The sequence below is a fragment of the Krasilnikovia sp. MM14-A1259 genome (assembly GCF_047159535.1).
In the GTDB taxonomy this organism is placed as follows: domain Bacteria; phylum Actinomycetota; class Actinomycetes; order Mycobacteriales; family Micromonosporaceae; genus Actinoplanes.
Window position 1 is genome coordinate 5,144,353 of record NZ_BAAGAJ010000002.1, and the last position, 16,642, is coordinate 5,160,994.

The 16,642-nt window shown below is 69.3% G+C and carries 17 protein-coding genes and 1 pseudogene; 15 read left to right on the forward strand and 3 right to left on the reverse strand.

Going from position 1 to position 16,642, the window contains the following annotated elements:
* Nucleotides 1-126 precede the first annotated feature (126 nt).
* The 4 genes and pseudogenes from ACMCNK_RS23385 to ACMCNK_RS23400 all read left to right on the forward strand — a co-directional run bounded on the left by ACMCNK_RS23385 (nucleotide 127) and on the right by ACMCNK_RS23400 (nucleotide 6,286).
* On the forward strand, nucleotides 127-4,284 hold the full coding sequence (locus ACMCNK_RS23385; protein ID WP_412738518.1) for a DddA-like double-stranded DNA deaminase toxin: 4,158 nt from the start codon (nucleotides 127-129) through the stop codon (nucleotides 4,282-4,284).
* Nucleotides 4,281-4,715, forward strand: coding sequence for an Imm1 family immunity protein (locus tag ACMCNK_RS23390; RefSeq protein ID WP_412738519.1), 435 nt, complete (start codon nucleotides 4,281-4,283; stop codon nucleotides 4,713-4,715). The genes ACMCNK_RS23385 and ACMCNK_RS23390 overlap by 4 nt, the downstream gene beginning before the upstream one ends.
* A gap of 27 nt (nucleotides 4,716-4,742) precedes the next feature.
* Nucleotides 4,743-5,311 (forward strand): annotated as a pseudogene (locus ACMCNK_RS23395) (tyrosine-type recombinase/integrase); the annotation flags it as partial.
* A gap of 588 nt (nucleotides 5,312-5,899) precedes the next feature.
* Complete coding sequence (locus tag ACMCNK_RS23400) at nucleotides 5,900-6,286, forward strand: hypothetical protein (protein ID WP_412738520.1); 387 nt, start codon at nucleotides 5,900-5,902, stop codon at nucleotides 6,284-6,286.
* 164 nt (nucleotides 6,287-6,450) lie between these two features.
* On the opposite strand, the gene ACMCNK_RS23405 is transcribed toward ACMCNK_RS23400, so the two are convergent.
* From ACMCNK_RS23405 to ACMCNK_RS23415, 3 genes are all read right to left on the reverse strand, one after another.
* Nucleotides 6,451-6,789, reverse strand: coding sequence for a hypothetical protein (locus tag ACMCNK_RS23405; protein ID WP_412738521.1), 339 nt, complete (start codon nucleotides 6,787-6,789; stop codon nucleotides 6,451-6,453).
* A gap of 903 nt (nucleotides 6,790-7,692) precedes the next feature.
* A complete protein-coding gene (locus tag ACMCNK_RS23410; protein ID WP_412738522.1) occupies nucleotides 7,693-8,058 on the reverse strand; it encodes a winged helix-turn-helix transcriptional regulator in 366 nt (121 codons plus the stop codon).
* Between the two features lie 55 nt (nucleotides 8,059-8,113).
* Entirely contained in the window at nucleotides 8,114-8,500 is a 387-nt protein-coding gene (locus ACMCNK_RS23415; protein WP_412738523.1) for a hypothetical protein, read from the reverse strand.
* A 527-nt stretch (nucleotides 8,501-9,027) separates the two neighbouring features.
* On the opposite strand from ACMCNK_RS23415, the gene ACMCNK_RS23420 reads away from it, so the two are divergent.
* The 11 genes from ACMCNK_RS23420 to ACMCNK_RS23470 all read left to right on the forward strand — a co-directional run bounded on the left by ACMCNK_RS23420 (nucleotide 9,028) and on the right by ACMCNK_RS23470 (nucleotide 16,629).
* Nucleotides 9,028-9,396, forward strand: a complete 369-nt coding sequence (locus ACMCNK_RS23420; protein ID WP_412738524.1) for a hypothetical protein — start codon at nucleotides 9,028-9,030, stop codon at nucleotides 9,394-9,396.
* Nucleotides 9,390-10,253, forward strand: coding sequence for a hypothetical protein (locus ACMCNK_RS23425; protein ID WP_412738525.1), 864 nt, complete (start codon nucleotides 9,390-9,392; stop codon nucleotides 10,251-10,253). Before ACMCNK_RS23420 ends, ACMCNK_RS23425 begins: the two co-directional genes overlap by 7 nt.
* Nucleotides 10,250-10,954, forward strand: coding sequence for an SAF domain-containing protein (locus tag ACMCNK_RS23430; RefSeq protein WP_412738526.1), 705 nt, complete (start codon nucleotides 10,250-10,252; stop codon nucleotides 10,952-10,954). The genes ACMCNK_RS23425 and ACMCNK_RS23430 overlap by 4 nt, the downstream gene beginning before the upstream one ends.
* A gap of 23 nt (nucleotides 10,955-10,977) precedes the next feature.
* Nucleotides 10,978-11,709, forward strand: coding sequence for a hypothetical protein (locus ACMCNK_RS23435; RefSeq protein WP_412740960.1), 732 nt, complete (start codon nucleotides 10,978-10,980; stop codon nucleotides 11,707-11,709).
* Nucleotides 11,706-13,061 carry a CpaF family protein gene (locus ACMCNK_RS23440; RefSeq protein WP_412738527.1) on the forward strand — a complete coding sequence of 452 codons (1,356 nt, stop codon included), beginning with the start codon at nucleotides 11,706-11,708 and terminating at the stop codon, nucleotides 13,059-13,061. Before ACMCNK_RS23435 ends, ACMCNK_RS23440 begins: the two co-directional genes overlap by 4 nt.
* 2 nt (nucleotides 13,062-13,063) lie before the next feature.
* A complete protein-coding gene (locus ACMCNK_RS23445) occupies nucleotides 13,064-13,936 on the forward strand; it encodes a type II secretion system F family protein (RefSeq protein WP_412740961.1) in 873 nt (290 codons plus the stop codon).
* Nucleotides 13,933-14,805, forward strand: coding sequence for a type II secretion system F family protein (locus ACMCNK_RS23450; RefSeq protein WP_412738528.1), 873 nt, complete (start codon nucleotides 13,933-13,935; stop codon nucleotides 14,803-14,805). The genes ACMCNK_RS23445 and ACMCNK_RS23450 overlap by 4 nt, the downstream gene beginning before the upstream one ends.
* A gap of 146 nt (nucleotides 14,806-14,951) precedes the next feature.
* On the forward strand, nucleotides 14,952-15,167 hold the full coding sequence (locus ACMCNK_RS23455; RefSeq protein WP_412738529.1) for a hypothetical protein: 216 nt from the start codon (nucleotides 14,952-14,954) through the stop codon (nucleotides 15,165-15,167).
* Nucleotides 15,168-15,173: 6 nt separating this feature from the next.
* Nucleotides 15,174-15,680, forward strand: a complete 507-nt coding sequence (locus tag ACMCNK_RS23460; RefSeq protein WP_412738530.1) for a TadE family protein — start codon at nucleotides 15,174-15,176, stop codon at nucleotides 15,678-15,680.
* On the forward strand, nucleotides 15,677-16,132 hold the full coding sequence (locus tag ACMCNK_RS23465) for a TadE/TadG family type IV pilus assembly protein (RefSeq protein ID WP_412738531.1): 456 nt from the start codon (nucleotides 15,677-15,679) through the stop codon (nucleotides 16,130-16,132). Before ACMCNK_RS23460 ends, ACMCNK_RS23465 begins: the two co-directional genes overlap by 4 nt.
* Before the next feature lie 65 nt (nucleotides 16,133-16,197).
* The gene (locus ACMCNK_RS23470; RefSeq protein ID WP_412740962.1) at nucleotides 16,198-16,629 is read left to right on the forward strand and encodes a pilus assembly protein TadG-related protein; all 432 of its coding nucleotides are present in this window, start codon (nucleotides 16,198-16,200) and stop codon (nucleotides 16,627-16,629) included.
* Nucleotides 16,630-16,642: the final 13 nt, after the last annotated feature.

Below are 16,642 nucleotides of genomic sequence, written 5' to 3' on the forward strand. Positions count from 1 at the left end.
CCGTCCCTGCGGGTTTCGTCGCCATGGTGTGCCCGCGATCCCGCACCTCATCACCTCAGCACATCCATCGTGCTCGGTCCGTGATCATCCGGCCTGCGCAGGCCTGCGTTTGAAAGATCAGGTGTCGTGAACAGCTTCCATCCGCGACCAGTCGTTCCCGCACGTCGCCGCTCTGGCTTGCCGCGGCTGGCCCGGCTGGTGGCCGCGTTGGTCATCGCGCCTGTGGTCAGTGCCGGGCTGGCGGTGCCGGCTCAGGCATCGCCTGCCCGGGCCGTCCCCGTAGCGGCGTTCACGTCGGTCGCGGCGGGCCGGCCGGTTCTCGCCGGCGCGCCGGGCTTTGCGAGTATGCCGGGACTGGCTGGTGCGCTGGCGGGGCTCCGGGCGGTGGGCGGGCAGGACCCGGATGACGGGGTGGTGTTCGGCAACCGGCTGCGGGACCTGGTCGCGGACAACGCCAACCTCGACCCGGATGAAGAAGTCCGCGCCGCCGCGCAGCAGGCCCTGAACGCGGGCACCAACGAGGCGATCATGGCGTTCCTCAACGGTGGCGCCGACGAGGCCCGCAAGAAAGCGAAGAAACGCCGCGCCGCCGCCGACGCCGCGAACGTCGCAACGATCAAGGCGCTGGCCGGCACGGGTGGGCCGAACTTCAACGCGGCCGTCGACCGGGCGTTGAAGGGCACCCCGTATGACCGGGAGAACTTCCTCGCTTACGGCCGGGACATCGCCGCAGGCCGGGACGCGGCCGTGGACGCCGCAGCCGCGGACCGTCGCCGGGTGCTGCGCCAGCGGGCGGAAATGCTGGCCGCCTACCCCGGCGCGGAAGTGGCCAAGGCGGCGAAGGCTGCGCTGGACGCCGGCGACGCCGCGATCGAAGAGTTCTTCGCCACCGGCTACCAGGCCGCGGCGCAGAAAGACGCCGACGCGTACGAGGCGCTGGCGCAGGCCCGTGAGGCGCAGCAGAAGGCACTCGACGAGCTGACCGACCTCGCGCAGCGGTCGCAGCGGGCCGCCGAGGCCCGCCGCCAGATCATGATCGCGCACGGTGACGGTGTTAAGGCGTTGCAGCGCGCGGCAAACGCGATGACCGCGGCGGGTAACGCGTCACGCGCCGCGCAGCAACTCCTGGAGAAGAACACCGCCTCGGGCGCCAAGGGCGGCTTCGAACTCCTGCAACCAGAAGTGGCCCGCCAAGCCGGCTACGCCGCCGACTATGCCCGGCAGGCGCACACCGCTTCGGTGCAAGCGACAGTCCAGGCGCAGGTGCTGGTCGACACCGGCCTGGAGTACGGCAAGCAATGGGTCACCGTGGTCCAGGCGATGTCCGCCTCGGCAGACGCTGCCGCGCAGGCCGCCCTGTCGGCGCAGCACGCCGTCGACGCGATCGTCGCTGACGACGCCGCCACCGGAGCAGCCGACAAGGCCGCCGCGCACGCCGCGAACGCGGCGCAGTGGCGACAAGCCGCCGAGGACAACGCGAAAGCCGCCGCATCGATTGCTGCCGCGGCCAAAGCCCAGGCCGCCGCCGCGGCCGACGCCGCCGCCCGCGGCAAACGCGCCCGCGCTGACGTCGAATCCGCGCTCAAGCAAGCCGAGGAGCATGCGGCCAAGGTCAAGCAGTACCGGGCCACCGCGGAACGGGAACGCGACTCCGCCGCCGCACAACGCACCATCGCCGAACGCCAGCGCGGAATCGCGGCGCAGAAGCGTGGCCTAGCCCAGCAACAGGCCACGGCCGCGGAGAACCAACGCAAGACCGCCGTGCAGCAACACCAGATCGCCGCACAGAAACGCGCCGAAGCCGAGGGCCTGGCCCGCACCGCAGCGCAGAACCGAGCCGCCGCACAACGCGAGGAAAACACCGCCGCAGCCGCGGACCGCACGGCCCAGGAACAGGACCGTCTCGCGGCCGACGCGAACCGGCTCGCCGGCAACTACGACATCACCGCGACCTCGAAAGCAGATGCGGCACGCATCGCCGCCAGCGAATCCGACACGGCTGCTGCGCGGGTCCACATCACTGCGGCGATCGCGGCCAGCCTCTCTACCGGCGAACAGAAAGTCAAAGCCGAGACCGCGGCGAAGGCAGCACGGGAGAAGGCAAACGCCGCCAGTACTGCCGCCCAGCGAGCCCAACAAGACGCGGACGCCGCCGGCCAGGCTGCGTCCGGTGCCCGCGCCGCCGCGATCCAGGCCAGCGGGGCCGCAGCCCGCGCTCGCGCTGCGGCCGGCCAGGCCCGCGCCGCTGCCGCGAAGGCCCGCGCTGCTGCCAGCGACGCCGAAGCCGCCGCCGGCAAAGCGAACTCCGCCGCGACCAACGCCGCCACCGACGCCGCACAGGCCGACCAGGCCGCCGACGCCGCGCAGGCCGACGCCGCCGCCACCCACGCCGCCGCGCTGGACGCCGACGCCGACGCTGCCCAGGCCACCGCCGAGCAGACCCGCGCCGCCGAAGCCGCCCAGGCCGCGGCGCAGCTCACCCAGGACGCACTGACCCAATCCGGCCAGGCCATGCTGTCCGCCCAGCACAGCCTGGACGAAGCATCGGCCGCCGCTGCGGAAGCGTCCACCGCCGCGCTGCAGGCCGGCGTCGCGACCCGCGCCGCGATCGCGACCGTGAACGCCGCGGCCGGCATCGCCGACCCCGCAAACACCGCCATCGGCCAGGCGAGCCCGTTCACCTCTACCGACATCGACGCCGCGTTCGCCACCCAGGTCACCCAACGAGCCCAAGACCTCAGCCAGGAACAAGTCACCCTTGCCATCAACGCGGCCGCCGACGCATCCCGACAGGCCGGACGGGCAGCCCAGGCCGCCCAAGCCGCCAGCGGCGAAGTCCTCGCCGCGTACACCGCCGCCGCCAACGCCGCCAACAGCGCCGCCGACGCAGCCCAATCCGCCGCCCAAGCCCAACGCTCCGCCGCCGACGCCGCCAACGACGGCGCCGCCGCCCGCACCGCCGCCACCCAAGCATCGGCCACCGACACGGCCGCCCAAGCCGACGCGAAAGCCGCCCGCGCCGCAGCCACCCAAGCAGCAGCCGACGCCGCTGTCGCCGGACGCGCCGCCGCCATCGCCGCGACCGAAGCGAAGACTGCTCGCACCGCAGCAGACAAGGCCACCGCCGCCGCGAAGGCAGCCACCGACGCAGCACAAGACGCCACCCGCCAAGCCGCCGCCGCCAAAGCCGCCGCCGACCAAGCCGCCGCCGACGCCAACGCCGCCCAAGCCGCCGCCAACCGAGCCAGAGAGCACGCGGCCAACGCCGACGCCGCCGCGACCCACGCCGAACAACAAGCCAAGGAAGCCGAAGAACACGCCAAACACGCCGCGGATGAAGCCCAAGAGGCGCTCGCCATTGTCGAGGACGAAGAGTATGAGAACGCCTTCCAGGACAAGAGAAGGCGAGCTGAAGGCGAAGCCAAGAAGGCCATCGATGGCCTGAAGAAGTGGCGTGACGCCGCTGACAACACACCTGGCGGCGAAGACCTTAAGAAGGTGCTCGACGAGCTCATCAACGAGCTGGAACAAGATCCCGAACTTTGGATCGACTTCTACTACGAGCACGAGGAGGAAATTAATGCGTACGCCCTCGCGGGGGCGGAGATCGCTGGCGGTTCCCTCGTCGCCGCAGGTGGCGTAGCAGCCGCAGGAATCGCAGCCGAAACAAGCTCTGCTGCCTGCGCCACCGCACTCGCCGTAACCGCTGAAGGACCGGTCATCCTGATCGGGGCACTCGCCTGCGGCGCAATGATCGGTGGAGCGCTGATCGCCGGCGGCGGCGCCCTGATGATCCGCGACGGTATCGACCGGGCCCTGCAAGAAGCCAAAACCCTCCGTGGGAAGATTGACGAGGCCAAGGCAGAACGCTTCGACCGGGATGCGGCGGCCTCGAAGCTGTCGCCCTACCAACCGAAGGGGCCCACCTCTGGGAGGGCGGTCGATAGGAATGGCAACGAATACTCCCTAGAAAGTGGCCGCAAGAAGGAAGACGCAGACTTGATTGAAATGGTCAATGAGCGGCTCCGAGAACGGGGAAGGCTGCAGGGATCCGCGAAGTCCGCCCGTGCAAGCGACGTAGAGCAGAAATTTACAGCCCTGATGCGGAAGGATGGGGTCAAGGATGCGGATCTGGTAATCAATAACCCGAGCGGTCCTTGCATGGTGAGGCTTGGTTGCGATGACGTGCTAGGTGATCTACTGGACGCTGATCAGACTCTGCGGGTTCACTGGCGTAATGCAAACAATGAATGGCGATCTCAATTGTATAAGGGGAAGCCTTGACGAATCTGGGAGCCGAGGCGCGTTATCGACTGGACCATGTCGAGGTTCCGCTTCGGCTTAGCGGACCGGGCGATGTGGATGCATTGATCGATTCCTTGCTGGAAGGACCGGACGATCAAAACCTCGCACAGCTCCATTCCTTGGATCGTACCCTCTTGCCCTCTGGAGATTTTGATCATGAGCTTCTAGTTGGGGCCGATCGTGCCCTCGGTGTCGGAGCGCTGGCATTCATGGATGAAGGCAATTGGACAACCCTAGGACCGGAAGGGGGTCGTACGGAGGTAAATTACTTCATTATGGGCCACCTTACGGAATTTCCCGAACGTTCCGATATTTCGATTGACCTCTTACGGAGGGCGGTAAAGGAGTTCGTGTTGTCCGGAGGAAAGCGGCCAACTTGCGTGGATTGGCAAGTGCCAGAGTATTGGTGAGCCGTGTTCACGGTGTTCTGCGTGCTGTACGTCAAGGGCGCACCGGCCAGGACGCTCGCCCCGCACTGGCGGCGCAACGGCTTCGCCACCTGGCTGTTCCAGCCGGCGGTCACCGGCCGTTACCCGCGCAAGGCGCCACACCCGGTCCGCCCAGTGCCGATCGTGGGGGAGCCGTGGCCGGGCGTGCCGATCCGGGGCCGCGGCGCGCTGGCCCAGGCGGACGCGTGCTGGCTGCCGATCGCCAACGGGCTGACCCCACATGGGCTGCGGCACTCGTACAAGACGCTCATGGTGGAGCTGGGCACGCCGGCCACCTTGATGGACGCCCAGATGGGGCACGAGGACGGCTCGGTGCAGGCCCGCTACGCGCACGTCACCTCGGGCATGACCGCCCGGCTGCTCGACGGGCTGACTCAGGCGTGGACCGAGGCGCTGGCGGCCCGGCGGGAGCTGACCGCGATCACCGATGCCGGTGCTGGACCGGCTGCTGGGGGAGGAGCCGACATGACCCTGGCAAGATCTTCTCCCAGGTTTCTCCCAAGAGCCCCGGAGAACGAGAAACGGGCTCCGTCCCGAAGGAACGAAACCCGCTCTGACCTGCAGAAGTGCGTGGTGGGCGATACTGGGATCGAACCAGTGACCTCTTCCGTGTCAAGCTATGATCTTGGATGGACGACCAGTAACGGAACCGGGGCTGACCTGGGTAAACAGTCCGCCAGAGTCCATAGTCGTCCAGCGGTGTTCTCCTCGATTGTCACCCAGTTAGTCACCCACGACACGATCCAGTCAGTGATCGTCGCCAAAGTTCGATCGGTCCAGGCTGGGCAGTCCCTGAGCCAGGTGGGGATCTTGAGGCTGCTGATTGGGGAGTTGACATCAACCCACCGGGCGGGGGACACGATCTGTTCGGATGCCGAGCCGCACAGTGCCTCGCTGACTACCGTGGCCTTGTGCAGCCCAATACACGCAGTGACGACATCATCGCAGCATATTCCGCGCATGAGCCAGTGGAGTCGATCGCTGCCCGATTTCACGCGACTCCAGCTGAGATCGAGTCCATCATTTTGGGCACGGAGGCAGGAGCCGGAACAGAACCCCGGCACGTCGGGCCATGGCAGCCTGAGCCCATCGCTCGGAAACGGCAGGTCCGCTGGCCCTGGGTCATAGGCGGTATTGCCGCAGCGGTGCTGCTCTTCGGCGGCGGAATCGCAACCGGCGTCGCGCTGACATCAGTCTTTGGACGTGCCGTCTCCGTAGCCACGAAGGCCGTTCAGGACGACCAACTGGCTACCGCGCAACTTCAATGTGACGCCAGCCATACCGGTACGGAGCTCGGAGATAACGGCAAGACGTTGACAATCAACGGTGCTGGGACGGAGGACATGTCCGGTGCCGACACCGCCACCATCGCATGCATCTTGCAGGCACTCAGTGCACCCGATGCGGTCACTACGCACATGAGCGAAACACGCGCGCTCGACGGACGCCAAGAGGATTCCTGGAGCGGATACTCGGCATCGTGGATTTACCATCCCGACGACGGCCTTGATGTCATCATCCGTCGCGTCTAGCAGCTGAGCCCGACGAGAGATCCCTCGCTTGTAAGTTCTGGGCGGCCTGTCCGGCATAGTCCGTCCGTGGCTGTGACCTCGGTCGGTCGTCCGGGGGTACCTCACTGCGGTCGAGATCGTCCGGCGCGGTTGCTGTCAGCGTTGCTGTCAAGACCTCTGGGCATTCATCGTGCCGCCTCGGTGGTGGGACTTCCCGCCATGGCCTTAATACGGCGAACGAGGCGCACGGTGGCAACCACGGCACCAAGGCCGAATATCCACAATGGCAGAATCAGGCTGCCCCAGTAGAAACTTCCCCACCATCGGTCCGGATCTATCCACCAAACTGTAAATAAAACCAAGCTCGCAATGAAGGTTCCCAACCATACCAATCCAGCCCGAAACCAGACAACACGCCGCTTGCTTGGGTTCGCCCCCAGCCGCAAAGGGAACGGCACTGCGGCCAGGAGAAGAGCGACCATCGGCCCAAAGCACATGGCATATATGCCCGCAGGATTCGTCACATCATGATCATATGCATTGATGCGAAGCGGATCGTGGCGCAAGGCTCCGGCTGGCTGCTACGCGCTTCCGCTGCCTGCTCGACGTGCGACGAGTCAGCGACGGGTGCGGCGGCGCGCGACCTGATGAGGGCAGGCCACCGGCCTGCCCTCTGACCACCTGCCCGAGGGTCGCAGAGGCTCCGAGGTCAAGGGCGGCCGCCAGGCCGTCGCTTGCAATGCCGCGAAGTTTGGACGTCGACGGCGTTGGCCAGGACCTTGTGTCGGCGTGGCGAGGTGATAGAGAAACGAGACCTCGTGCGTGAGTACGTCGACGCTCACGGTCCGCGCTTGATCTACGCCCTTCCCGGGTCGCCCGCCGTTGCCGCAGACGCGTCGAGCGGCGGCGGCCCAACACCTGGGGCCGACTGCTGCGCGTCATCGACTGGCTTCTGAGTAAGCATCCACTCATCGGCCTGAACGTGGCTCGGCGGACCGGTGCTCTGGCGTGCCGACCTTGACTGTGTGTCCCTGGGTCATGGAGTGGGTTCGACCCGTGGTGGGACCAGTAAAGGTCGTGTGGGGCCACCTCAAGCCGTCAGGACCACCCCTTTCGGCTTCGACGACGTCGACCCGCCCCGTACCGCCAGCTGAACTACATACCTGCTTGTGCGATTGCCTGACTCGCAAGACTCTGCGCTGTCGATAGGGGCCAGCACGCGCCGGGCGGTCCCGACCTTGCGCCGCGGCCGAGCGCGCACGTACCCCGATGGCGGATGCGCTCGGCCACTGCTGAACGGGATCCGACCGTCGAATCCGAGACACACGTGCCCCCGATCCCGCAAAGCAAGAACGCTGATCTCTCGTTGTCTCAAGAGATGGCCCCGAGGCGTGTTCGTCACGTCGGACTGCGGAGGGCCGAACCCCCTACAAGGGACGATGGCCAGACTCGTGGTTGTCGCCCTGTTGGTCACGTACCCACCAGTCGAGCCGCTCGACGTATTGCTTCGTCAAGGGCAGTGCCAGTTTGCCGCGCTCAGTGAGTGAGTAGTACACGCCTTCGTGCCTGACGAGACCGGCCTCGACAAGGCGATGCAGCGCGTCGTTGACCGTGTTGCTGCTCGGTACCTCGCGCTGGACCTCCCTGATCAGGGCGGAGTACCTCCACGGCCTGTTTTCGAGCACCGCGAGGATCTCCAGCGTGCTGCGGTGCGAGAAGAAGTGAAGCGCGTCGTAAAGCCTGCCGAAGTCCAACCCCTGCCTCCCCGGTGACTTGTAGATCAAGTCGGGCAAGGTAGCGAGTATAGAACGATCTTCGTGATTTCTTAATGCCTTTAGGAGTGGATGATCAACGGGCATGTCGGCATGGGCGCACCGACCACCGGGAGCGACCATCGCTCGATTTCGGATCCCGGGATGTGTGCTCCATGAATGTCGCGAACGCGGTCACGGACGACGCGAGTGCCTCCCCAAGCGTGGTGAGGGTGAAGGTGGCGCAGTGGTCGACGTCGTCGATGCTGCCGGTGCCGCCGTTGCGGTGAACCAGGCGCTGCGCGGTGAGCCATCGCAGCGCCCCGTCGATCGGAGTGTCGGGGTGCGCGCACATGAGATGTCCGAGGTCCGCCGAGCCGCCGGCCGCGTACAGCGCCAGCAGGGCGCTAATAGCGCCGGGGCGCTCGCAGAGTTGCGCTGCTGCGCGGTGCGGATCGGGCCGCAGGCCGTCGGCTTCGGACATATCGAGGTTCTTCTTTCCGTGTGATTCCGGTGATTGTAGACGCTCCCGATATCGGTGCAAAAGTGGACCAAATGCATTTGCGTGCGCCGGGTTTCTGACCTGATGGCCGTTTCTACTCCTCCTGTCAGGACCCTTCCACGGTGATTGTGACGTGCTGGTGGACGTTGCGAGGAGTGGGGGGTACGGGTGTAGTAATTGCTTTCCGTGTCCTCAACATCACGCGGGGGTGTGGTGTGGTACCCCACTCGTCGAGCGCGCACAACGCCCGACCCTGTGATCAACAAGTGATCGTCCGTTCGCCGGCGGGGTCGCGTCCCCCGTCATTCGTCCCGCCGGCACGCCGCCCGGCGGTTCGCCGCCGGGCGGCCCTGGCGCTGACGGCCGTCCTGGGCGTCGGCGGGTGCACTGGGCCGAAGCCGGTGCAGACGCCGACGGGTCCGCCGAGCGTGTCGGTGCCACCGAGTGTCTCAGCGCCGCCCGATGACAAAGCGACAGCCGAGGCGAAGGCGGTTGAGGCGTACCGGGGGATGTGGAAGGCGTATGCCAAGGCCGGCCTCACCGCGAACCCCGACGAACCCGACCTCGCCGTCTACGCGACCGACCCCGCGCTGAAGCTGCTGCGTGACGGTCTCGCCGGCTACCAGGCCAAGGGGCAGGTGTTCAAGGGGGAGTACGGCTCCACCCCGTCAGCCGTCGAGGCGACCCCGGCCGCGGCTCCGACGACGGTCATCATCGCCGACTGCCTCGACAGCACCAACTTCCTGGTCTACAAGGCCTCCGGTGAGAAGGCCGACGACATCCCGGGCGGGCGCCGTTCGACGAGCGCGACGGTGAAGTCGCAAGGCGGGGTCTGGAGGGTCACGAGCTTCGCGGTACGGGAGAAGGGCACATGCTGAGCCGTCCGATCACCAGACTCCTCACCAGTGCGGCTGTCCTGGTCGTCATTCTGCTGCCCGGTACACGTGCGTTCGCCGACGACCCGTGGGACCCGGTCGACTGCAACGCTCATCCGCAGTCGCCGGGATGCACGGTCACCGTGGGCACCCCGGCCCGGCCCGGTGGCCACGGCGGCCATAGCAGCGGCGACTCTGATGGCGGCTCCGGCGGGGGCGGGGACGACGCGTGTCGCTGGGTCAAGGTGGATCAGCCGCCGCCGGCGGGCGGCGATTCCCACAGCGGCGGCTGGTACATGCAGGTCTGCGGTAGCGACACCAGCGCGCTGGGCACGGCACCGCAGTGGATCGCGAATCCGTCCGCACCTGTCGACCCGGCCGTCCTCGCCCGCCAGGCGTCCGCGGACCTCGCGCTGCCGTCGCCACGGATCCGGGCGAATCCGGATCCGGGACACGACCTGCTCGTCCAGGTACCGATCTGGCTGTGGGTCGACCGGTCGACCTGGGGAGCCCGGTCCGCGACCGCCTCCGTGCCCGGCGTCTCGGTCACGGCGACCGCCCGGCCGGCACAGGTGCGCTGGGAGATGGGCGACGGCGCCACGGTGACCTGCAAGGGTCCGGGCACGCCCTGGCGGGCCGGCGCCGATCCGCGCGCTGCCTCACCGGACTGCGGTCACGTGTTCCGCCGGTCGTCTGCCGGCGCCTCCGGCGCGGCGTTCACGGTGCGCGCGACGGTGACCTGGATCGTGTCCTGGGCCGGCGGTGGGACCGACGGCACCCTGCCGCCGCTGACCACCACCTCCACCCTGGCCGTCCGAGTGGCCGAATCGCAGGCGATCAACGGGGGTGCAGCCGCATGAGCGTCACGACCGACCGTTCCCGTCCCCCGGCAGCGGCCCGCGAGGCGAGTCCGGCGCCGTCTTCCGCGCCCTCGGTCACGCGCCGCGCTGGCCGGCGCTCAGGCAGGAGGATCGCCGCCGGAGTGCTGATCGTGATCGCGACGGTGGTCGTCTTCTGGCAGGTGGACCTGCGCCAGCACGCCGACGAGGCGTTCCTGTCCACGGCCCGCCCGATCGCCGCGGGCAAGACCATCACCGACAGCGACCTCACCGTGGTCCGCGTCGCGAACACGTCCGGTCTGGCGCTGATCGCGGCGAGCAGCCGCAGCGAGGTCGTGGGCCGTACCGCTGCCGTTCCGATCCCGCAGGGTGTGCTGCTGACCGCTGCGCAGGTCGGGCCCGCTGCGTGGCCGCCGAGCGGGCAGGGCGTCATAGCGCTGGCGGTCAAGCCCGGCCGGGCGCCCGCCGATCTAGCCGCCGGCGCCACCGTCGTCGTGCTCGTGGTGCCGAGCAACGCCGGCCAGAACTCCGCCTCCGGCAACGGCGGCGCGAAGAATACTGACGGCACCCTGCGGGCGGTAGCCACCGTCGTGTCCGTGTCGACAGGAGCCGACCAGGTCGGCACCCGGCTCGTGACCCTGTTGCTCGCCGCCGACAGCGCCGAGACGATCGCCTCGACCCCCGATGACGCGTCGCTCGTCCAGATCGGAGCCCCGCGGTGAACGCAGACATGCAGAACGAGCCGATCGTGATCGGGGTCGGGTCCGTGTCCGGGGCCCCCGGGGCGTCCTGCACGGCCCTCGGCCTGGCCGCGCTGTGGCCGCAGCATCCCGCGCTGGCGGTCGAGGCAGATCCCTGCGGCGGGGTGCTCGCCGCCCGGTTCGGGCTGTCGCAGGGCCCCGGTCTGAACCGCCTGGCCGCCGCGGCCCGCCACGGCGCCCCGGTCATCGGCGCCGCCCTGTTCGTTCAGCAGCTGCCGCTGGGGTTCAACGTGATCGCCGGACCCGGCGACGCCCGCGAAGCGGCCAGCGCCGTCGCCGTGCTGGCCGCACATCCGCAGGCGGCGGTGCGCCACCTGGCCCCCGTCGTGGTCCTCGACCTCGGACGCCTCTACGTCGACAGTCCCGCCCTCCGGCTTCTCCCGGCCGCGGACGCGGTCGTGCTCGTCACCCACCCGAGCGACGAGCACCTCAATCACCTGTTCACCCGGCTGCCCGACCTGCAGCGCGCGGCACGTCCTGGTGTGATCGGCCTCGCGGTGACCGGCAAGAGCCGCTACTCGCTGCCGGAGATCGCCGACCAATTGGGCGCCCCGGTCTGGGCGCAGTTGCCACACGACCGGTGGGGCGCGGGCACCCTGAAGGGCCGGATGACCGGCCGGGCATGGGTGCGGACCCGCCTCGGTCAGGCCCTCAAGGCTCTCGCCGGGCAGCTCGCTGCGGCACCGCAACCGACTGAGCTGAGGACGGTGTCATGACCGTCACCCCGAACGTCGTCGACGCCGTGCACGGCCACGGTGCCAGCCAGGGTGCCGGCCGAGGTGGCGAGCGCGTGCCGGCACCGTTGGACGTCGTCGCCCGGCTGCGTGCCGCCATCAGCGACAGACTCGCCGCCGCAGGAACGATGAGCGACACCGAACGCGACCAGGCGATCGCCCTGTTCATCGCCCAGGAGATCGACACCAACGCCCGCGCCGACATCAGCCAGGGACGAGCGCCGCTGTCGCCGCACGTCGAGGCGGCGGTGGCCCGCGCCCTGCGGGACTCGTTCACCGGCCTGGGCGCCCTGCAGCGCCTGGTCGAGGACCCCCACGTGGAGGACATCTTCGTCAACGGCTGCGACAACGTGTGGGTACGCACCATCGACAACCAGCGCCTGCGGGCTGCACCGGTCGCCGCCAGCGACGACGACCTGATCGATCTGATCCAGATCGCCGCCGCCCGCAGCGGTCAGGAGGAACGCCGCTTCGACCGCGGTAGCCCATCGTTGTCGCTGCGGCTTCCCGGCGGCCAGCGGCTGTTCGCGGTGATGGCGGTCGCGAAGCGGCCCAGCCTTTCGATCCGCCGCAACACCCTGCACCGGGTCACGCTCGACGACCTGCTCGAGCGCGGCGAGCTCACCCCGGCACTGCGGGCGCTGATCGCCGCCATGGTCCGATCCCGCAAGAACATCGTCTTCTGCGGCGGGACGGGAATCGGTAAGACCACCCTGCTGCGGGCCGCCGCCTACGAGATCGATCCCCTGGAGCGGATTGTCACCGTCGAAGACGCCTTCGAACTCGGCCTTGACGAGGACCTCGACGCGCACCCGAACGCGACCGCGTTGCAGCAGCGCGAACCGAACTTGGAAGGTGTGGGCGGCATCGACATGGCCACCATGGTCAAGTGGGGGCTGCGGATGCGTCCCGACCGCGTCATCGTCGGCGAAGCCCGCGGCGCGGAAGCCCTGCAGATGCTGTTCGCCATGTCGCAGGGCAATGACGGGTCGATGTGCACGATCCACGCGAGCAACTCGAAGCAGGCATTGCTGCGCCTGGGCATGTATGTGATGGCCGCCCCGGAGAGGCTCACGTTCGACGCCGCGAACATGCTCATCGGCCAGGCCGTGGACTTCGTCGTGTTCCTCGACGTTGCCACCGACGGCACCCGCGTCGTCTCCTCCGTGCTGCAGGTTCTGGAGACCGCCGGTGAGCAGGTCCCCTCCAACGAGATCTACCGGCCGGGCCCGGACCGGCGCGCGATACCCGGCTCACCGATGCGCACCGACACCCTCGACGACCTCGTCGCGGCCGGCTTCGACCCGAACCTGCTGCACCAGGACCGGTGGTGAGCATGCAGCTGACGCCGATCCTGCTCGGGCTGATCTGCGCTGCCGGACTCACCCTGATCCTCGACGGGCTGCGCCGCCGACCCGATGGGCCGGCCCCGGCCCGGCGCCGACGCGGGTTCACCGCGGCGGATCGCACTCGGGCGCTGCTCGCCGCCGGGGCCGGTACCGGCGCGGCCCTGGCCACCCGCTGGCCGGTCGCGGCGATCCTCACCGCCGCCGCGGTGTGGGCGTTGCCGCGGATCCTGGGTCCCGACCGTGAGTCGCGGCTGGACCTGGCCCGCATCGAGGCGATCGCGACCTGGGCCGAACTGCTGCGCGACACCCTGTCCTCGGCGGCCGGGCTCGAGCAGGCCATCGCCGCCACCGCCCCGGTCACCCCGCTGCCGATCCGCGCTCATGTCCAAACGTTGGCCGCGGCGCCGCGAGCGGGAATCCGGCTGCCGGACGCCCTGCGGGTATTCGCCCGCGACCTGGCCGATCCCACCGGCGACCTCGTGGTCCGCGCGCTCCTGCAGGCCGCCGGCTACCACGGCGGTCAGCTGACCGACTGCCTGAGCAGCCTCGCCAGTACCGCCCGCGAGCAGGCGTCCATCCGGATGCGCGTCACCACGAAACGGGCCGCGACCCGCACCACCGCCCGCATGATCACCGGCACCACCGTCGCCATGATCGTCGGTCTGCTGGTGCTCAACCGCGGCTTCCTCGCCCCTTACGGCACCGTCACCGGGCAGATCGTCCTGCTCCTGGTGGGCGGGATCTTCACCGCGGGTTTCGTGTGGATGGCCCGCACCTCCCGCATCCAGCAGCCACCACGCATCCTCGCCAATGCAAACCCGGGCGAGACCGTCGTCGCCGCGACGGAGAGGCTCGCATGAACCCCTCTGTGCTGATCGTCGGCGGCGTCGCGGGACTCGGCCTGCTCCTGATCGTCGCCGGCCTGATCCCGGCACGGCCGACCCTGGCCGAAACCCTGGCCGGATTGCATCGCCCACCCACCCCTCTCGACCCACCGACCACGACACGCACCCGCGCGCTGTCGGCGCCGTTGCGGGCATTCGACCTGCCCGGAACGCGCACCCGCGCCGACCTGGCCGTACTCGAACGCCCGGTAGCCGTACACCTGGCCGACCAGATGCTCGCTGTGATCGCCGGACTCATCCTGCCCCCGCTCGCCGTCGCCGTCCTGACCGACGCCAGCAGCACCTTCGGCCCCACCACACCGGTGTGGGTGTCCCTGGCCGGCGCGGCGGGCGGCTGGTGGCTCGCCGAATCCACCGTGCACGCCGAGGCGACACGCCGCCGCGCCGAGTTGCGGCACGCCCTGTCCGCCGTCCTCGACCTGGTCGTCATCTCCCTGGCCGGCGGCGCCGGACTCGAACAGGCGCTCGACGACGCCTGCACCGACACCAACGGCTGGGCCGCCGCCCGCCTCCACCACGCCGTGGCCACCTCCCGCCTACTGCGGGTTCCCCCGTGGCGCACCCTCGGCCAGCTCGGCGAGGACACCGGCGTCGTCGAGCTGCAAGAACTCGCCGCGACTATGAGCCTCGCCGGCGCCGAAGGCGCCCGCATCCGCACCTCGCTGACCGCCCGCGCCGCGACCCTGCGCGCCCACCAGGGCACCGCGCAGGAAACCCAGGCGAACTCCGCCACCGAACGCATGGCCCTGCCCGTGATGCTGCTCGCCCTCGCCTACATGACCTTCCTGCTCTATCCCGCCATCGCCGCCATCAGCCGCTTCTGACAGAGGCCGAACGACCCGTACGGCCTTTCATCTCCGGACCCGACATCGACGACCGGCGCAGCTCTCGACTGCGCGGGGGAGTACCACGCTGCCCGAAACGCTCACCTGCCGGACCGCCACCCGGCATTCACGGAAGGAACCCGATGATGAACCGCCACCGTCTGATGACCACGCTGATCCTGCTGCAGACGACACTGGCCGGCCGGCTGCACAAGCTGCGCGAATCCGACGAGCGCGGCAGTGAGACCACGGAGAAGGTCCTCTGGATCTCCGCGGTCATCGCCGCCGTCCTGATCGTCTACCCGATCCTCACCGGCAAACTGTCGGCCTGGTTCAACGCGCTCACCTTCGGCGGCCTGTGAGTTCTCATGCCGTCCTCCCGACAGCTCGAGACCCCGAGCGCCGGTCGTGTCCGCCCGCCGGACACGACCGGTGTGCGGGCACCTCGTGGCTGGGCGCGCGTACGCGCCCGCATGTCCGGCGACCGAGGATCCGTCACCGCCGAGATGGTCGTCGCGTGGCCGCTGCTCCTGCTGGTCTTCGCCCTCGGCGTACAGGTCGGCATGTGGGCGCTGGGACAACTCGGAGCGCAGCACGCCGCCAACCATGCCCTGCAGACCACCCGAGTGCTCGACGGCACCGCCACCGCCGGGCGAGGCGACGCCACCACGATCCTGCAGCAACTCGCCGGCGCCTTCATCGACGACCCGACCGTGACCGTGACCCGCAGCGCCGACACCGCGACCGTCACCATCCGCGGCCATGCCCCCGCACTGTTCGGCGTCCGCATCCCCATTCAGACCACCGTCAGCGCCCCCACCGAGCGGTTCCGGCCGCAGACCCTCGCCGTCGCCCCGTTCGGAGCCCTCCGATGAGCGGCCCGCGGTGGCGCCGGACGATGCCAGGGCGGCTGTCCGGCGACCGCGGCTCCGTCTTCGTCGAGCTCGCGCTCGGCTATGTGCCGATCATGGTGCTGACGGTGGTCGCCGTGATCGCCGTCGCCCGGATCGTGTCGGCCCAGATGGACGTCAACTCGGCCGCCGCCGCGGCGGCCCGACAGGCATCACTGACCTACACCCCGGGCGCCGCCGCAGCGGGCGCCGAGGACGCCGCCGCCGCGACACTGACCGGTCGCACCCTGACCTGCCGTCCCCGCGCCGTCCGCGTCAACGCCGGGTCGATGGCCCCCGGCGGCCAGGTCACCGTCGCCATCGATTGCACCGTCGCCCTGCGGGATCTCTTCGGCGTGAGCATGCCCGGCGCCATGACGGTGACCGGTGAAGCCACCCAGCCGCTCGACACCTATCGGGGGACAACACCGCCATGAGACCGCCGACCACAGTGCCCGTTGCGGCAGTGTCGCCCGCGCCCGCGCTGCCGGGGACCGCCCGGCTGCGGCGCCTGCGCGGCAGGTTCCGCGCTGACGACCGCGGCATGATCACCCCCTGGACGGTCGTCGGCACGCTCATGGTGATCCTGCTCGCCGGACTCGTCTTCGACGCCGGCATGGCCATGGCCGACCAGGTCCGCCTCTACGACCGGGCCCAGGCCGCCGCCCGCGCCGGAGCCCGCGAGATCGACCTCGCCACCTACCGCAACACAGGTGTCGTCCAACTCGACCCCGACGCCGCAGCCGCCGCGGCTCAACGCTTCCTCGCCCGATCCGGCACCACCGGAACCGCCACCGCCACCACCGCCGCCGTCACGGTCACGGTCACCGGTGTTCGGCAGACCCAACTGCTGTACCTGATCGGCGTCACCACGATCCCCATCGACGCCACCGCCGCCGCCACCGCGGCCACCGGAGTCACCACCGCCACCTGACCAGAGACCAGCC